Source organism: Sphingobacterium sp. UBA865 (genome assembly GCF_002295765.1).
GTDB classification, from domain to species: domain Bacteria; phylum Bacteroidota; class Bacteroidia; order Sphingobacteriales; family Sphingobacteriaceae; genus Sphingobacterium; species Sphingobacterium multivorum.
This window is the reverse complement of record NZ_DBGB01000025.1, coordinates 1-15493: the sequence shown is the minus strand read 5'-3', so window position 1 is coordinate 15493 and position 15493 is coordinate 1. Positions and strand designations below refer to the sequence as shown.

General features: G+C 40.8%; 8 protein-coding genes. 5 read left to right on the top strand and 3 right to left on the bottom strand.

The window, feature by feature from the left end; genetic code table 11:
- Nucleotides 1-179 precede the first annotated feature (179 nt).
- The 3 genes from B2O97_RS14310 (at nucleotide 180) to B2O97_RS14300 (ending at nucleotide 5573) form a co-directional block, all read left to right on the top strand.
- The gene (locus tag B2O97_RS14310) at nucleotides 180-1814 is read left to right on the top strand and encodes an amidohydrolase (RefSeq protein ID WP_286767600.1); all 1635 of its coding nucleotides are present in this window, start codon (nucleotides 180-182) and stop codon (nucleotides 1812-1814) included.
- 196 nt (nucleotides 1815-2010) lie between these two features.
- Nucleotides 2011-2913, top strand: coding sequence for a GLPGLI family protein (locus tag B2O97_RS14305; RefSeq protein ID WP_070563257.1), 903 nt, complete (start codon nucleotides 2011-2013; stop codon nucleotides 2911-2913).
- Nucleotides 2913-5573 carry a hypothetical protein gene (locus B2O97_RS14300; RefSeq protein WP_286767599.1) on the top strand — a complete coding sequence of 887 codons (2661 nt, stop codon included), beginning with the start codon at nucleotides 2913-2915 and terminating at the stop codon, nucleotides 5571-5573. Before B2O97_RS14305 ends, B2O97_RS14300 begins: the two co-directional genes overlap by 1 nt.
- Nucleotides 5574-5880: 307 nt before the next feature.
- On the opposite strand, the gene lipA is transcribed toward B2O97_RS14300, so the two are convergent.
- Nucleotides 5881-6762 carry a lipoyl synthase gene (gene lipA / locus B2O97_RS14295; protein WP_046672297.1) on the bottom strand — a complete coding sequence of 294 codons (882 nt, stop codon included), beginning with the start codon at nucleotides 6760-6762 and terminating at the stop codon, nucleotides 5881-5883.
- A 149-nt stretch (nucleotides 6763-6911) separates the two neighbouring features.
- Here lipA and B2O97_RS14290 point away from each other — a divergent pair, with 149 nt between their 5' ends.
- Together B2O97_RS14290 and carB are read left to right on the top strand one after the other, a co-directional pair.
- Nucleotides 6912-9170 (top strand): beta-N-acetylhexosaminidase, encoded by a 2259-nt coding sequence (locus B2O97_RS14290; protein WP_286767598.1) that lies wholly within the window; start codon nucleotides 6912-6914, stop codon nucleotides 9168-9170.
- A gap of 261 nt (nucleotides 9171-9431) precedes the next feature.
- Nucleotides 9432-12251: a carbamoyl-phosphate synthase large subunit gene (carB, locus tag B2O97_RS14285; RefSeq protein WP_070563252.1), complete on the top strand. Its 2820-nt coding sequence runs from the start codon at nucleotides 9432-9434 to the stop codon at nucleotides 12249-12251.
- A gap of 44 nt (nucleotides 12252-12295) precedes the next feature.
- Here carB and B2O97_RS14280 read toward each other — a convergent pair whose 3' ends face one another.
- Both B2O97_RS14280 and B2O97_RS14275 read right to left on the bottom strand, forming a co-directional pair.
- Complete coding sequence (locus tag B2O97_RS14280) at nucleotides 12296-13234, bottom strand: formylglycine-generating enzyme family protein (RefSeq protein ID WP_254667666.1); 939 nt, start codon at nucleotides 13232-13234, stop codon at nucleotides 12296-12298.
- A gap of 168 nt (nucleotides 13235-13402) precedes the next feature.
- Entirely contained in the window at nucleotides 13403-14809 is a 1407-nt protein-coding gene (locus B2O97_RS14275) for a Gfo/Idh/MocA family protein (RefSeq protein WP_286767597.1), read from the bottom strand.
- Between the last annotated feature and the right edge of the window lie 684 nt (nucleotides 14810-15493).

Genomic DNA, 15493 nt, shown 5'->3' with positions numbered 1-15493 from the left:
CTTCAGGTTGCCTTTCACTACTTTACTGATGATCTCCTGTCCCAATAATACGCGACAATTCAGCGTAGGTACTTCACGTAAAGCAATTCGATAAGTCAAAACCCCGAGTCCGCATCTCCAATAGATCTAGCCCCAAGCCTAGTTTCCGTTTATTCAAAGCTTTTTGCTATTTTTAGGTTATGAAAACCTTCCCAATCATCATTTTTTTGTTCTGCTTGACCATCATTTCATGTTCACCACAAACGAAAGTGGATCTCATTGTTTATCATGCGCAAGTATATACTGTAGATTCAGCTTTTAGTACGGCACAGGCTTTTGCTGTCAAAGACGGTAAATTTATTGCCATCGGTTCCGATGAAGAAATACAGCGGAAGTACAAAGCAATAAAAAAAATTGATGCGCAGGGGAAGGCCATTTATCCGGGATTCTACGATGCTCATGCCCATTTATTTGACGAGGCCGAACTAATGGATCAAGTCGACCTAAACGGTAGCGATTCTTTCGAGGAGGTTATTCAACGTGTCAAAAACTACCAGCAAAAAAATCCGGACAAAACTTGGCTGATCGGTGGTGGCTGGGACCAAAATCGCTGGAAAGATAAAACTTTCCCAACCAAGGACCTACTCGACAAAGCTTTCCCAGATATCCCCGTCTACCTCATGCGTGTAGATTATCATGCGGCGGTAGCCAACTCCAAAGCGCTAGAATGGGCCAAATTAACCAGTATTCCCACGATTCGTGGCGGTGTGGTCGGCGGGAATAATAATATCCCCAATGGCCTCTTGATCGACAATGCAATGGATCTTGTCAATAAGACAATCCCGGTTCCGAGTGAGAAAGATTACTTAAGAATGCTCAAGCGAACGCAAGACTCCCTCCTTTCCGTCGGTCTAACCACTATTGTAGACGCAGGTTTATCAAAAGAAAGACTCGATCTCCTAAAAAAATACTATCGCGAAGGACAGTTGAAAATTAGAGATTATGCCATGATCCTCGGCAATCCCCAAAACATAAAGTCATTTATCGAACAGGGTTTCTATGAAACGGACCGTTTCGAGATCAAAGGATTTAAACTGCTCGCCGATGGTGCATTGGGATCTCGTGGCGCATGCCTCCTCGCACATTACCATGATGCCCCCACCCACGGCTTTCTCCTCCATAGCCCCCGGGAATACGAAGCCATGATCAAACAGATTGCCGAAAGTAAGTTTCAGGCAAATACCCATGCAATAGGCGATTCGGCCAATCGTATTATTCTGGATATCTATGGCAAATACCTCCACAATAATGGCGACCGTAGATGGCGCATCGAGCACGCCCAAATTATATCGCCTACAGATTTTGACAAGTTTCGAAAGTATCAAATCATACCATCTGTACAACCTACACACGCAACCTCCGATATGTACTGGGCCAAAGATCGACTTGGTGAAGAACGTATGAAAGGCGCTTACGCTTATAAGCGTCTGTTGGCAGAATATGGCAAACTCGCTTTGGGGAGTGACTTTCCGGTTGAACATTTTAACCCCATATATGGTTTCCACGCCGCTGTAGCACGTGTCGACAAAAAAGGCTATCCTAACCACGGGTTTCAGATGCAAGATGCCATAAGCCGTGAAGATGCCTTAAAAGGAATGACGATCTGGGCGGCATATTCTTGTTTTCAGGAGAAAAAACGAGGAAGTATCGAAGTGGGAAAAGATGCCGATTTTGTTATCCTCGAAAAGGATATCTTGAAAATTCCAAATGAGCAACTGCGAAATGTAAAAACAGAACGGACAGTAATTGCAGGTGAGACCCTGTTTAAAAGATAACAAGAACTGATATGCCTAGCCATACCCAATAAACTTATACCGCTAACGAAACAAGATAGCTAACAAAAGTATTGCTAACAAGTCAAACCTTTCTTAACCTGCATTAGCATAACCCTAGGGAGGATAATAACGAAAAGTTCAAATAAATTTTTAGAATTACGAATGTTTCGTATATTTACGATATAAACATATATTTATGAAATATTCATTATCAATCCTACTGTCTGTGGCCACGCAGCTATTATTTGCACAAGAGCGTACTCCTGCCATCGCTAAAGTACATTACGAATTCAAACATGTCAATGACAGTACCCAACGGGACCAATTTTTACGCGATGAAACAGTGGTTTACCTGAATCAGCAGGGCAGCTACTATACGTCATATTCATCCAAACGCATGCAGGAAGAGGTCAAAAAACAGATGGAAGATCCCGCATTTTCCGGCAATCTAACCCTTACTACGCGCTCCTCGCCCTCATCATCATCTTATCTAATCAACCCCGATCAAAATAAAATAACTGAGGTAATATCCGTTGCTAGTGACCATTTCTCCATTACTTCACCATATCCCACACAGGATTGGGAAATCTTGGGAGATCGTAAAGAAATCGGTGGTTACAATTGCCAAAATGCAAAGGCAACATTCAAAGGCCGCACTTATATCGCCTGGTTTACAACCGAACTTCCGTTTTCCTATGGTCCCTGGAAACTCCATGGTCTACCCGGACTTATCCTTGACGCACGGGACACAAAAAATGAAGTGATTTTCGCTTACGCCGGATTCGATAAAATTGAAGATGGAAAAACATTTGTCGAACTACCACAAAATACCATCGCAAGTACGGCAGATGAAGTAAAGAAAATTCAGGAAGCCTTTAAGGCCAATCCTCAAGCCTACATGCAAGCGCAATCCGGAAAGAATAGAGCCATCAATGTAGGCTCAAACGGAAACATCGTTGCCGTTCGATCCGGTAATTCAGGTGGAAGCTCCCCTATTGGTGCTTTGGATCCATCCAAAATAAAAAGTTTCAATATTTCAAGAGACGATAAATACAAACCTTCGAAGGTTACCAATAATCCGATAGAGCTGACGCCTTAATGAAAGTATTTCTATGTTTATTTATAGTCGTTTTGCTTGGGCAAATAACCTTTGCCCAGCAAACGATTAGTGGAACGGTCCAAGTGGATAAGACACAGCATCCCGTACCCTTTGCCAGTGTCAACATCCTTTCAGACGGTAAAATCATCGCTTTCAAGCCGACAGATAAAGATGGGCGTTTCACAATCACATTGACAAAGGAATATGCGAGCCTTTACCTGCAGATCAATCACCTTACTTACGAAAAATTTGAACTCAAACTTGGCACACAGACATCCAATCTTCGGATCGCCCTCGTTCCAAAAACCAATCTGCTACAAGACGTCATTGTAAAGAGCAAACCTAAAGTGAGCCGTTCAAATGATACGATTTCCTACGACGTCGGATCTTTTGCCAAAGAGGAGGATCGCAATATAGGCGACGTAATCAAACGCCTTCCGGGCATGGAAGTTACCGAATCGGGGCTTATAAAATACCAGGATAAAACCGTTTCTAAACTTTACATTGACGGTGACGATCTGTTGGAAAATCGCTATGGTGTAGGTACACGGACAATCCCGCATAAAATGGTAAAGGACATTCAGGTGCTCGACAATCACGAACATTATAAGGTCCTTAAAAATAAAAGATTTACAGACGACGTCGCCATCAATCTCGTTATCAAAGAGGAAGCCAAGCTGAAGCTCACTGGACAGGCCAAAATTGGCGTCGGCACCCCCAATCTCTATGATCCTGAATTGAATTCAATCCTATTCAACAAGAAAGTAAAGATGCTGAATGTTCTCAACGGGAATAATATAGGTCATGATCTTTCCGGAGATATTATTGGAGCCAATCAATCCTCTTTACTGGCCAAGTTCAGCAGCTCGACTATCAACAATCTCCTGGCGACGAGCACAACAGGCAGTCCAAATATTCCTAAAAACAATTATTACTTCAACAATACCGGTTCACTGAACACCAATAACCTATACAATCTCAAGAATCTCTGGCAGCTAAAATCCAATATTCAGGTTTTATACGACAACGATAGGCAAAATAATGCCTCAAACACGCAATACCTGCTCGATGATGGTGACGTTTATTTTAATGAGCAAAATCACATGAAAACAGCGCGTTGGCTTGGCGCAGCCAGACTTTCGGCATCTACCAATACGGAAAAGAAATATGCGAGCAATACTTTATCATTTGAATATGAAAAAAAAGATATTACAGCATTGCTGGCAAACTCCTCAGGGCAGATCGAGCAGTTCCAAAAACACCACATCAAGGGATTCAGCAACTTGTTCAGCTATATACCCCAACTTAAAAACAATGACATTATTGCAATCAACTGGTCTTTAAATTATGGCAATAAACCGCAGACATTACAGATCTATCCCGGTGTTCTTCCAGAAATACTCAACGATAGCATTCCCTATAAAAGCAGCCGCCAGCAAATCGAAGTTCCTTCCTTTTTTACGGAGATCAGTACAGGTTATCGCTTCAATAAAGGCAGAATCAAACAATATTATCAAATTGGCTTCAATACAGATCGTCAACATTTCAACTCACTCCTTACCATAGTAGATAATGAGCAACGTGTTCGAACATTGGGCGATAATACCCGTAATAATCTGTATTGGAGCAGATCCCAAGCGTTTATTACACCGCAATATTCCTGGAAAACAAATCGATTTGAAACCCAGCTCGAGATCCCGATCACCTATTTGTTTACGCATTATGAAGATGTCAGCCATCAACTGGCCACGTCCAAAAATTCCATGCTGATCAATCCTAATTTAAAAGCAAGATGGCAGATTTCACAAGAAGACTATCTTCAATTTAACTATCAATTTGCGCAGGATATAGGCAATATTGAAGATATATACCGTGGTGCCGTATTACGGAACTATAGAATGCTTAGCCAAAATAATGCAGCGCTAAATGAATCCAAAAAACATACGTTTAATCTCAATTATAATTTGGCCCGCACCCTAAAAGTATTATTTGCAAATGCAGGTATTAGCTATACAAGATCGCTTTCCAACACGATGTTATCGTCCGTTATAAAAAATAATATCACCGAAAACATATTGGTCAATATGGATAACCTGCAAGATCGATGGTCATCTCAGATCGGATTTGATAAATACATCTTCCCTTTGGCAAGTACCCTCAAACTAAAAGGAAGCATTTCTTACTTCAAATACAATCAATTGTTAAACAATGCGCTAGTGCCTACTCGAAGTATGAGCTATCTATTTCAGCCCAGTATTGAAGCTAAGGTATTTAAATCTTATAATATTTCCTATTCAGGACTATTCAATTGGAGCCGGAGCAAACAACAGGGCCTTGACAATGCGATCCAAAACAAAACTACCACCATGATGCATAACATAGGCTTTCCAGCCAGTCCCTTTAAAAATGGCTTTATGCGGCTAAACCTACGTAATCTTTCCACCTTTCAAACAAACATGAAGAATGCAAGTTATACCTTCATCGACTTTTTTACGCGCTATAAGATCAACAAGTGGAAAATGGATATCGAATTGGAAATGAATAATTTGGTCAATATCAAAAACTATCGCACCTACCTGATGACGGCCAATATGATTTCACAGAATGAATTTGAACTTCGCGGGAGAACAATTTTACTTCGTACAGTTTTCAACCTTTAAGGTATCAGACCACCTCTGAAAGAAGCAATTGTCTTGGCCTAATGTTCGTCTATTGTTTTATTGCTGGTTTTTTGCTGATGTGTTGTTGGTCTATTCTTGCGCCTAATGACCAATATCTTGTAATCGAAATCTTGCTGTTTTAGCAAATTATCGATGATGAACAAGAGTAATAAGTTTTTCAACCCCTAGAGGCAAACCGTTTCATTTAAAAAAAAATAGAAAAAAGAAGCCTGAGCAAAAAAATCACCCAGGCTTCTTTTTATATCTTGCGAAAAATATTCTTTGTTAAAAAACTTAGAAATGTTTTCTATTGCATATCAAATAAATGTTTCTCTGCATGGTAAGAAGAACGAACCAGCGGTCCAGACTCCACATACTTGAATCCCATTTCCAAACCAATTTTTTGATATTTCTCAAATTGTGCAGGTGTAATCCACTCGATTACAGGATGGTGAGCTTTGGTAGGCTGTAAATATTGCCCCAGTGTCAAAATATGTACCCCAACGTTATATAAATCTTGCATTGCCTCGATAACATCTTCCTCTGTTTCACCTAAACCAAGCATAATTCCTGATTTTGTACGGAGTCCAGCTTCAGAAATTCGACGCAGGCACTCAAGTGAACGATCATATTTAGCTTGAACGCGAACTTCTCTTGTCAAACGACGTACAGTTTCAAGGTTGTGCGAAACAACCTCGGGACGTACTGCAATCACGCGGTCCAAATTATCCCATTGTCCTTTAAAATCTGGCAAAAGTGTTTCTAAGGTTGTTTCAGGACTTTCCCTTCGGATGGCATTTATTGTCTCCGCCCATATTATCGAACCACCATCTTTTAGGTCATCACGATCCACCGAAGTGATCACACAGTGTTTTACCTGCATTAACTTGACAGAATTGGCAACACGATTAGGTTCATCCAGATCCACCGCCAAAGGACGACCTGTTGCTACCGCACAAAATGAACAAGAACGTGTACAGATATTTCCCAAAATCATGAAGGTTGCCGTTCCAGCGCCCCAACATTCGCCCATATTCGGGCAATTTCCACTCTCACAAATTGTATGTAATTTATGCTCGTCTACAAGACTTCTGACATGTCTATACTCTTTACCAACAGGCAATTTGACACGCAACCAATCAGGCTTGCGTTGTGCAGGAGTTGCCGGAATAACTGGAAGTTCAATCATACAACAAAGTTAAGGATTAAAAATGTAATTTCTAACCGTCAATTTGTTGGTTTTATATCATAAAAAATGACCGATTGCCACCAATAATAGAATTATGAAACAAAAATTAGGATATTTGTGTTGATTATCATTAATCTAATAACAAAACTATGCGACTGAGCCGATCTTTATCCATGTTGTTACTTGGGGGTGCAACCATCTTTACTGCACATGCCCAAACCAACTTTGACATTATACCCAAACCTTCGAAAATCACATTGGCTACGGGAACATACGCTATCCCTACACATCTTCAGGTTATTGTTTCAGATGAATTTCAGGAGGCGACACAACTGCTTACTGAACACCCAGCTATCAAAAGCCTAGCTGTCGAAGTACTCAAGAAAAATAAAAAAGGCCCAAAAGAAGGCTTTCGCATTATTAAAGCAGTCGATGCAGATAACCTTAGCAAGAACGCCTATTCCATCCAAATCGATGAAAAAGGCCTGCTACTCAGGGCCTGGAATGTACCCCAGGTTATCAATGGGATTTACACACTGGTTCAATTGGGTTATCTACAAGCTGATCCAAGTAAAATAGTCTATGCGACTATAGTCGATGAGCCACGATTTGCCTACCGTGGCTTACACCTGGATGTATCGCGCCATTTTATGCCGTTATCTTTTGTCAAAAAGTATATCGACATCATGGCCATCTACAAATTCAACAATTTTCATTGGCATTTAACCGACGGAGCGGGATGGCGATTGGAGATTAAGAAATATCCGGAGTTAACACAAAAGGCGGCCTGGCGAACACATACGGGCTGGAAAGATTGGTGGAACAATGGTCGTCAGTATGTAGAAAAAGGTAAGCCAAATGCCAGCGGTGGATTCTATACCCAGGAAGAAGCACGCGAATTGGTCGACTATGCAGCCCGCAAAGGAATCAATGTAATTCCTGAGATAGAAATGCCCGGACATTCGGAAGAAGTATTGGCCGTATATCCCGAACTCTCTTGCTCCGGAAAGCCCTATAGTCAGGGAGAATTCTGTATCGGCAATGAAAAAACCTTTGAATTTCTAAAAAATGTTTTGGATGAAGTCCTCACGATATTCCCTTCCCAGTACATTCATATCGGCGGTGATGAAGCTGAGAAAAAGCATTGGGAAACCTGCCCAAAAGATCAGGCGCTCATGCAAAAAGAAGGATTAAAATCTGTTGACGAACTGCAGAGTTATGCTATCAAACAAATGGATCTATACCTGCAATCCAAGGGTAGAAAGCTGATCGGTTGGGACGAAATCCTTCAAGGGGGGCTCACAGAAGGAGCTACCGTCATGAGCTGGCGCGGTGAAGACGGCGGCATAAAGGCCGCAAATGCAGGCCATGATGTCATCATGACTCCAGGTTCACACCTCTATTTTGATTCTTATCAGACAGACCCACGGACACAGCCTGAGGCCATCGGGGGTTACCTGACATTAGATAAAGTTTATTCGTATGATCCTATTCCAGCTGCGATACAAGGGGACAAAGCCAAGCATATCCTCGGAGCACAAGCGAATATATGGACAGAATATGTACCTACCACCGAACACCTCGAATATATGGTGTTCCCACGTGCACTGGCTTTGGCGGAAGTCAATTGGACGAATAAAGATGGGAAAAGCTGGACAGACTTTCAGCGAAGACTACAATCACATTATAAGCTACTACAAGATCTAAACGTCAATTATTATCGTCCTTCCTTTAATGTCGCTTATACAGCAACATACAATGCTGCTAAAAACAACAATAAAATTACGCTGACAACGGAGCAACTAAAAACAGATCAGATCCGATATACCATTGATAGCAGTGAGCCTACAATCTTGTCTACACCATATACTGGACCATTTGAACTCAGCTCAACAGGTCATATCAATGCCGCTTATTTTCTAGATTCCATCAAAATCGGTCCAACCCTATCCTTTGATATTGACATTCATCGTGCTATTGGAAAAAAAGTAACGTACAACACAGCATGGTCGGGATATCCAGCACAAAAAGATTCTACCTTAACAAACGGAATCATGGGCGGTCTTTCCTATCACGATGGTCAATGGCAAGGATTCACCAGTCCGATTGATGTTGTTGTGGATATGGAACGCAGGGAGGAAATACACCAAGTAGCCATGAATTTTATGCAGATGATCGGCCCCGGCGTTTATATGCCAGGAGAAATGGAAGTCCTGCTTTCGGATAATGGCCGTACCTTCAGATCTGTAGGAACAATCAAAAATGACATATCCGATAAAGAATCCAAGTTGACTTTCAAAAGGTTTGAACTCAAACTTGACAAAGCCCAACAGGCCCGTTATATAAAAATCAAAGCCAGCAATCCAAAAAAAGGCTACTTGTTTACGGACGAAATCATCGTTTATTAAACAAATCAGCCCCATTATTGCCTACGAGTTGGAAAACATACTGCTTATGTTTTCCAACTCGTTTTTGTTTTTTCAGGACCACTTTTCTAAAAAACTACTTTTTTTTTTGAAATATTCTTAAAATAAATAGTTAATTTTCAAAATTTAAAATGTAACTTTGCACTCCGACAAAGCAGTCGGAATGACCCTTCCCCATGAGCTACTTTTGATTGTCTTTGCTCAGATTTACAATAGGAAATTTAATTTTTTGAACTAGATATAATGCCAAGAAACACTTCCATTAAGTCGGTTTTAATCATCGGATCAGGTCCCATCGTTATCGGTCAAGCTTGTGAATTTGATTATTCTGGATCTCAAGCGTCCCTTTCATTGAAAGAAGAAGGTATTGAAGTATCCATCATCAACTCAAACCCTGCAACAATCATGACGGACAAAGTTGTTGCAGACAATGTCTACTTACTTCCATTAACATGCGAAAGTATTGAAGAAATTTTGCAAAAACACAACATTGACGCTGTACTTCCTACCATGGGTGGCCAAACGGCTTTGAACTTATGTATCGAAGCTTCTAACCTAGGTCTTTGGGAAAAATACAACGTAAAAGTTATCGGTGTTGATGTTGCTGCCATTGAAAAAACTGAAAACCGTGAAGAATTCCGTCAATTAATGGTTGATATCGGTGTGGGCGTTGCAACATCCAAAATTGCAAACTCATTCCTTGAAGGTAAAGAAGCGGCACAAGAAATTGGCTATCCGCTTGTTATACGTCCATCTTATACTCTTGCAGGTACAGGAGGTGGATTTGTTCACAGAAAAGAAGATTTTGACGCAGCCTTAAATAGAGGTTTACACGCTTCACCAACACACGAAGTTTTGGTAGAGCAAGCGGTATTGGGCTGGAAAGAATTTGAGTTGGAATTACTTCGTGATACCAACGACAATGTTATCATCATCTGTACCATTGAAAACTTTGATCCAATGGGTATCCACACTGGAGACTCAATCACTGTTGCACCAGGCATGACATTGTCAGACAAATGTTATCAAGACATGCGTAATCAGGCTATTCTGATGATGCGTTCAATTGGTACATTTGCAGGTGGTTGTAATGTTCAGTTCTCTGTAAACCCAGAAAACGAAGAAATTATTGCCATCGAAATCAATCCTCGTGTATCACGCTCTTCGGCTTTAGCATCGAAAGCAACGGGTTATCCAATTGCGAAGATTGCAGCTAAATTGGCGATTGGTTACAACTTGGATGAATTGCAAAATCAGATCACAAAGACAACATCCGCATATTTTGAACCAACATTAGACTATGTGATCGTTAAGATCCCTCGTTTCAACTTCGATAAATTCAAAGGAGCAAACAAGGAATTAGGTCTACAGATGAAAGCAGTAGGTGAAGTAATGGCAATCGGCCGTACATTTATCGAAGCTTTACAGAAAGCTTGTCAATCATTGGAGACTGGCCGCGCTGGTTTAGGTGCTGACGGTCGTCAATGGAGAAACCTTGACGAAATCATGGATAGTTTGGAACATCCAAGTGGTGACCGCTTATTCCATATCAAAGATGCTTTCGAATTAGGCGTTCCTTTGGAATCGATCCGTAAGGCAACACGTATCGACAAATGGTTCTTGGTACAGATCCAAGAGTTGGTACACCTTGAGCAAGAATTACGTCGTTATCAATTGAATAATATTCCACGCGACTTCTTCATGACCTTAAAACAAAAAGGTTATTCAGATGTACAAATCGCATGGTTATTAGGAAATGTAACCGAGGATCAAGTGTACGATCGTCGTAAGGAGTTAGGTATCAACCGTGTTTACAAAATGGTCGATACTTGTGCTGCAGAATTCCCGGCACAAACACCTTATTACTATTCGACATTCGAAGAAGAGAACGAATCCATCTCTTCAGATAGAAAGAAAATCATCGTTTTAGGTTCAGGTCCAAACCGTATCGGTCAAGGTATCGAGTTCGACTACTCTTGTGTACATGGTTTATTAGCCGCTAAAGAATGTGGTTACGAAGCGATTATGGTTAACTGTAACCCGGAGACTGTATCGACAGACTTCAATATGGCTGACAAATTATACTTCGAGCCCGTATTCTGGGAGCACGTACGTGAGATCATCGAATTAGAAAAACCCGAAGGTGTTATCGTTCAGTTGGGTGGACAAACGGCTCTTAAAATGGCTGAGCGTCTAGAGCAACTTGGCGTAAAAATTATCGGTACTTCATTTGAGAATATGGACTTGGCAGAAGACCGTGGCCGTTTCTCCGATCTATTGAAAGAACTGGAAATTCCATATCCAAGATACGGTGTAGCAACTTCAGCAGAAGAAGCATTACAAGTTGCAAACGAAGTTGGCTATCCAGTATTGGTGCGTCCTTCTTACGTATTGGGCGGACAAGGAATGAGTATTGTCATCAATGACGAAGATTTAGAAAAAGCTGTCGTTAACTTGTTGAAGAATCTTCCTGGAAATCATATTCTGATTGACCACTTCCTGGATCGTGCAGAAGAAGCTGAATCAGATTCAATCTGTGATGGTGAAGATGTACACATCATTGGTATGATGGAACACATCGAGCCTGCAGGTATCCACTCGGGTGACTCATCGGCGGTATTGCCTCCATTTGGTCTATCACAAGCTGTTCAGGACAAAATGGAAGAATACTCTATTAAATTGGCAAAAGCGTTGAACGTAAGAGGTCTATTAAACATCCAGTTTGCTGTCAAAGGTGAAAATGTATATGTAATCGAGGCTAATCCACGTGCATCACGTACAGTTCCTTTCATCGCTAAAGCTTATGATGTTCCTTACATCAATATTGCAACTAAAGTCATGTTGGGCGTCAATAAATTGAAAGACTTTACAATCGAACGTAAACTGAAAGGATACGCGATTAAAGAACCTGTATTCTCTTTCAATAAATTCCCTGAAGTAGACAAGCAATTAGGCCCTGAGATGAAATCAACTGGTGAAGCAATTCGCTTTATCAAAGATCTACAAGATCCTTATTTCAGAGAATTGTACAATCAAAAATCAATGTTTTTGAATGCACAATAAGGCATATCAATAAAATAGAAAAGGCTTGCACATGCAAGCCTTTTCTATTTTATATCTTTTACACAGCGAAATCCAACATTATTTGTAGGACTGTTGACCTCTCCTTTTCCTCTGCTTCCGGCTTTATACCTTTCGCAATATTGATCATTGCAAAGAAATGACCCTCCCCGCTGAACGCGTTTTTCAAGATTTGGTTCCTGTGGATCATAAGAATCTTGTGGTCCTTTGGGATTAGCAGCTGTACTATGCTGATAATAGTCAGGTCTATAAAAATCAGCACACCATTCCCACACATTCCCTTCCATATCATACAGTCCCAACGCATTTGCCTGAAATGATTTTACAGGTGCTGTCCCCTCAAATCCATCTTCTTTTGAATCTTGTACCGGAAACTTTCCCTGGTAAATATTTGCGGTCCATTTACCATTAGGCTTCAAGTCTTGGCCCCAATAATACAAATCGTCGTTTGCATCTTTACGTCCTCTAGCCGCATATTCCCATTCCGCTTCTGTAGGTAATCGCTTGCCTGCCCATTCCGCATAAGCTGCAGCATCTTCATAGGCAACCTGAACAACAGGATAATTCATTTTGTCCTTTATCGAGCTATTCGGCCCCTCGGGATGTTGCCAGTTTGCACCAGGGACATACTCCCACCACATCAGGTAATTATTTAATGAATTAAGTTCTTTGGGCTTAGAGAACACAGCCGATCCCGGGACTAACATCTTGGGATCCACTCCCGGAAAATCTTTCGGATCAAGCTCTCGCTCAGCAACAGTTACATAACCCGTCTCCTTTACAAACTGCGCAAACTGTGCATTTGTGACCTCATGTTCATCCATATAAAATGAATTTAGTTCAACCTGATGTAGGGGCTTACTATCTTCAAAATTTGAACTTCCCATTAGAAATTTGCCCCCTTCGACCAATATCATTTTGTCCGCATTCTTGCTTTTTAGCTGGGCAATTTGGGATTTTATCATACCAGCGCGAGTAGGTATATTTTCCCCAACACAACAGGAAAGTGTATCCTTGGTGGAAAATAACGATAAACAGGTAATTAGAGTCAGATTGAATAACATAATTAAAGATAAACATAAAAGGGGAACAATAAAAAGTTCCCCTTCAATAAGTCATTTTATATAGGAGGGCTATACGCCCAATTGTATATTTTCTTTTTTCGCTGATCTCGAACGGATAGGCGTATTTCCGCCACCTTTTAACGTGATTTCTACCGGCGTATTATTTTTCCATGCACCTTTTGTGAAATCCGGTACATCAACTGTTTTACAGTTCTTTTCGACAGATTCGAAACTCAACGGTACGATACAGCTCCATGAAGCAGCGTCATAGACATCCTGATCCAAAGGTAATCCATTGCGCAAACAATCAATTAGACGCCAGTCCATCATAAAATCCATCCCACCGTGTCCACCGACCTGCTTTGCCTGCTCACCAATATATTTTACCAATTCTGGGGTGTATTTATCATACAGTTCCTTCAATTTCTGTTCTGTAACGAATTCATGACCAAAAGCAATATTCTCCGTAGGGTACTTTTGTGCAAACCCTTTGGTACCACTCAGTGTATGTAGCCTAGAATAAGGTCTAGGAGAAGTAACATCATGCTGCAACATAATCGTTTTCCCTTTGGCCGTACGGATAAGCGTTGTATTCATATTACCACGGTATTTCTTTCCTACAAATTCCTGAAAAAAAGAATCCTTAGCGGCTAACTCTTTCGCTTTTTCTCCCATCATAAAATCACTGGAAGACACCGCCACAAGATGATCCATTTTATCCCCTCTATTGATATTTAAGCATTGTGCCACAGGTCCAAGTCCATGTGTAGGGTACAGATTTCCATTTAGTTTTATATTTTCTCTTAGGCGCCACATGTTATCATAGCCATTTTTTGCAAAGTTAAGATCAAGCAAATCGTGAATATAAGCACCTTCGGCGTGAACGAGCTCGCCAAACAAGCCTTGGCGCACCATATTCAATGTAAGCATTTCGAAGAAATCATAACAGCAGTTCTCCAGCATCATACAATGCTTTTTAGTTGCCTCGGATGTTTTTACCACCTCCCAACAATCCTTGATTGTCAAAGCGATCGGGACTTCACAAGCCACGTGATTACCCGCTTTCATCGCCGCAATACTCATCGGAGTATGATAATCCCAAGGCGTACAAATATAGACCAGATCAAGCTTCTCTTCTTTCAACAAGGATTTCCAGCCATCTTCACCTGAATACGCTTTAGGAGCTGCTAGACCTTTCGATGTAACAATTTTTGTTGCGCGCTCCACCCGGTCTGGATGCTTGTCACAAAGTGCGACAATTTCGCATCCCTCAATAAAGGACAAGCGTTCAACAGCACCAGTACCGCGCATACCCAATCCTATCACCGCTACTCTGACTTTATCGATTTTTGGAGCTGCATATCCAGACATATTAAACGACGCGGCTGCCGTATTGGCATTGACCAGAGTAGGGAGTGAAACAGCCAGCGATGACAATATTCCGGCTTTTTTAAGAAAATCTCTTCTAGAATCCATAATTTAAAGTTCATATAAATTTAAAGGGACCAATTGGTCCCTCTAAAAAATCACCTATTTTAAAACAAACTAAACAGTCAATAGAAAAAATCCTTTTGGATCGGATTTTATAGTTGGTTCTATTTAAAGAACTTAATCTCTATAACAATAATATAACACTTTTTTCTAAATAAAAAATGAAACTTGAAAGCAATCGTTTGCTTAATCTACACAAACGATTGCTTAAATTTTTATCTTCGTTGTTTTTCAATCGATATTCTGCAGCCACAGAGTTTTTAATAATGAAATTCCGAGTAGAATAATGGCATTGCTACAATATAATCCAGCAATGATTACTAATGAATGCCGAGCTGCATTTGTTATCGTTAAGCAATTGTAACTTCACAGAGGCCTAGCTAGAAGTATAATGTTATCGGGTTCCTGATCGGGATATGTAGATGAGAAATAGTATGTGGATACAATGATATCTGCCTTATTAAGCTTAATAATAGTGTAGAATGACCGTATAACATATGAATTTTATAGCAAGAACTATAGCCACTCACTGTATAATTCGCAACAGTTGGATAGCCTATAAGGAAAGTAAACTCAAGCAACGTACTGCGATAACCAATAGGCGGAGGATATGCAATAGCATTGTACGGGGAAGTACAGGCAGGTAGCTAAACGAAAGAAGCCCTTGAC

Excerpts from the sequence above, each read along its gene's own strand:
- B2O97_RS14310 (WP_286767600.1), top strand. The coding sequence starts at position 180 with ATGAAAACCTTCCCAATCATCATTTTTTTGTTCTGCTTGACCATCATT.
- B2O97_RS14305 (WP_070563257.1), top strand. The coding sequence starts at position 2,011 with ATGAAATATTCATTATCAATCCTACTGTCTGTGGCCACGCAGCTATTA.
- B2O97_RS14300 (WP_286767599.1), top strand. The coding sequence starts at position 2,913 with ATGAAAGTATTTCTATGTTTATTTATAGTCGTTTTGCTTGGGCAAATA.
- lipA (WP_046672297.1), bottom strand. The coding sequence starts at position 6,762 with ATGATTGAACTTCCAGTTATTCCGGCAACTCCTGCACAACGCAAGCCT.
- B2O97_RS14290 (WP_286767598.1), top strand. The coding sequence starts at position 6,912 with ATGCGACTGAGCCGATCTTTATCCATGTTGTTACTTGGGGGTGCAACC.
- carB (WP_070563252.1), top strand. The coding sequence starts at position 9,432 with ATGCCAAGAAACACTTCCATTAAGTCGGTTTTAATCATCGGATCAGGT.
- B2O97_RS14280 (WP_254667666.1), bottom strand. The coding sequence starts at position 13,234 with ATGATAAAATCCCAAATTGCCCAGCTAAAAAGCAAGAATGCGGACAAA.
- B2O97_RS14275 (WP_286767597.1), bottom strand. The coding sequence starts at position 14,809 with ATGGATTCTAGAAGAGATTTTCTTAAAAAAGCCGGAATATTGTCATCG.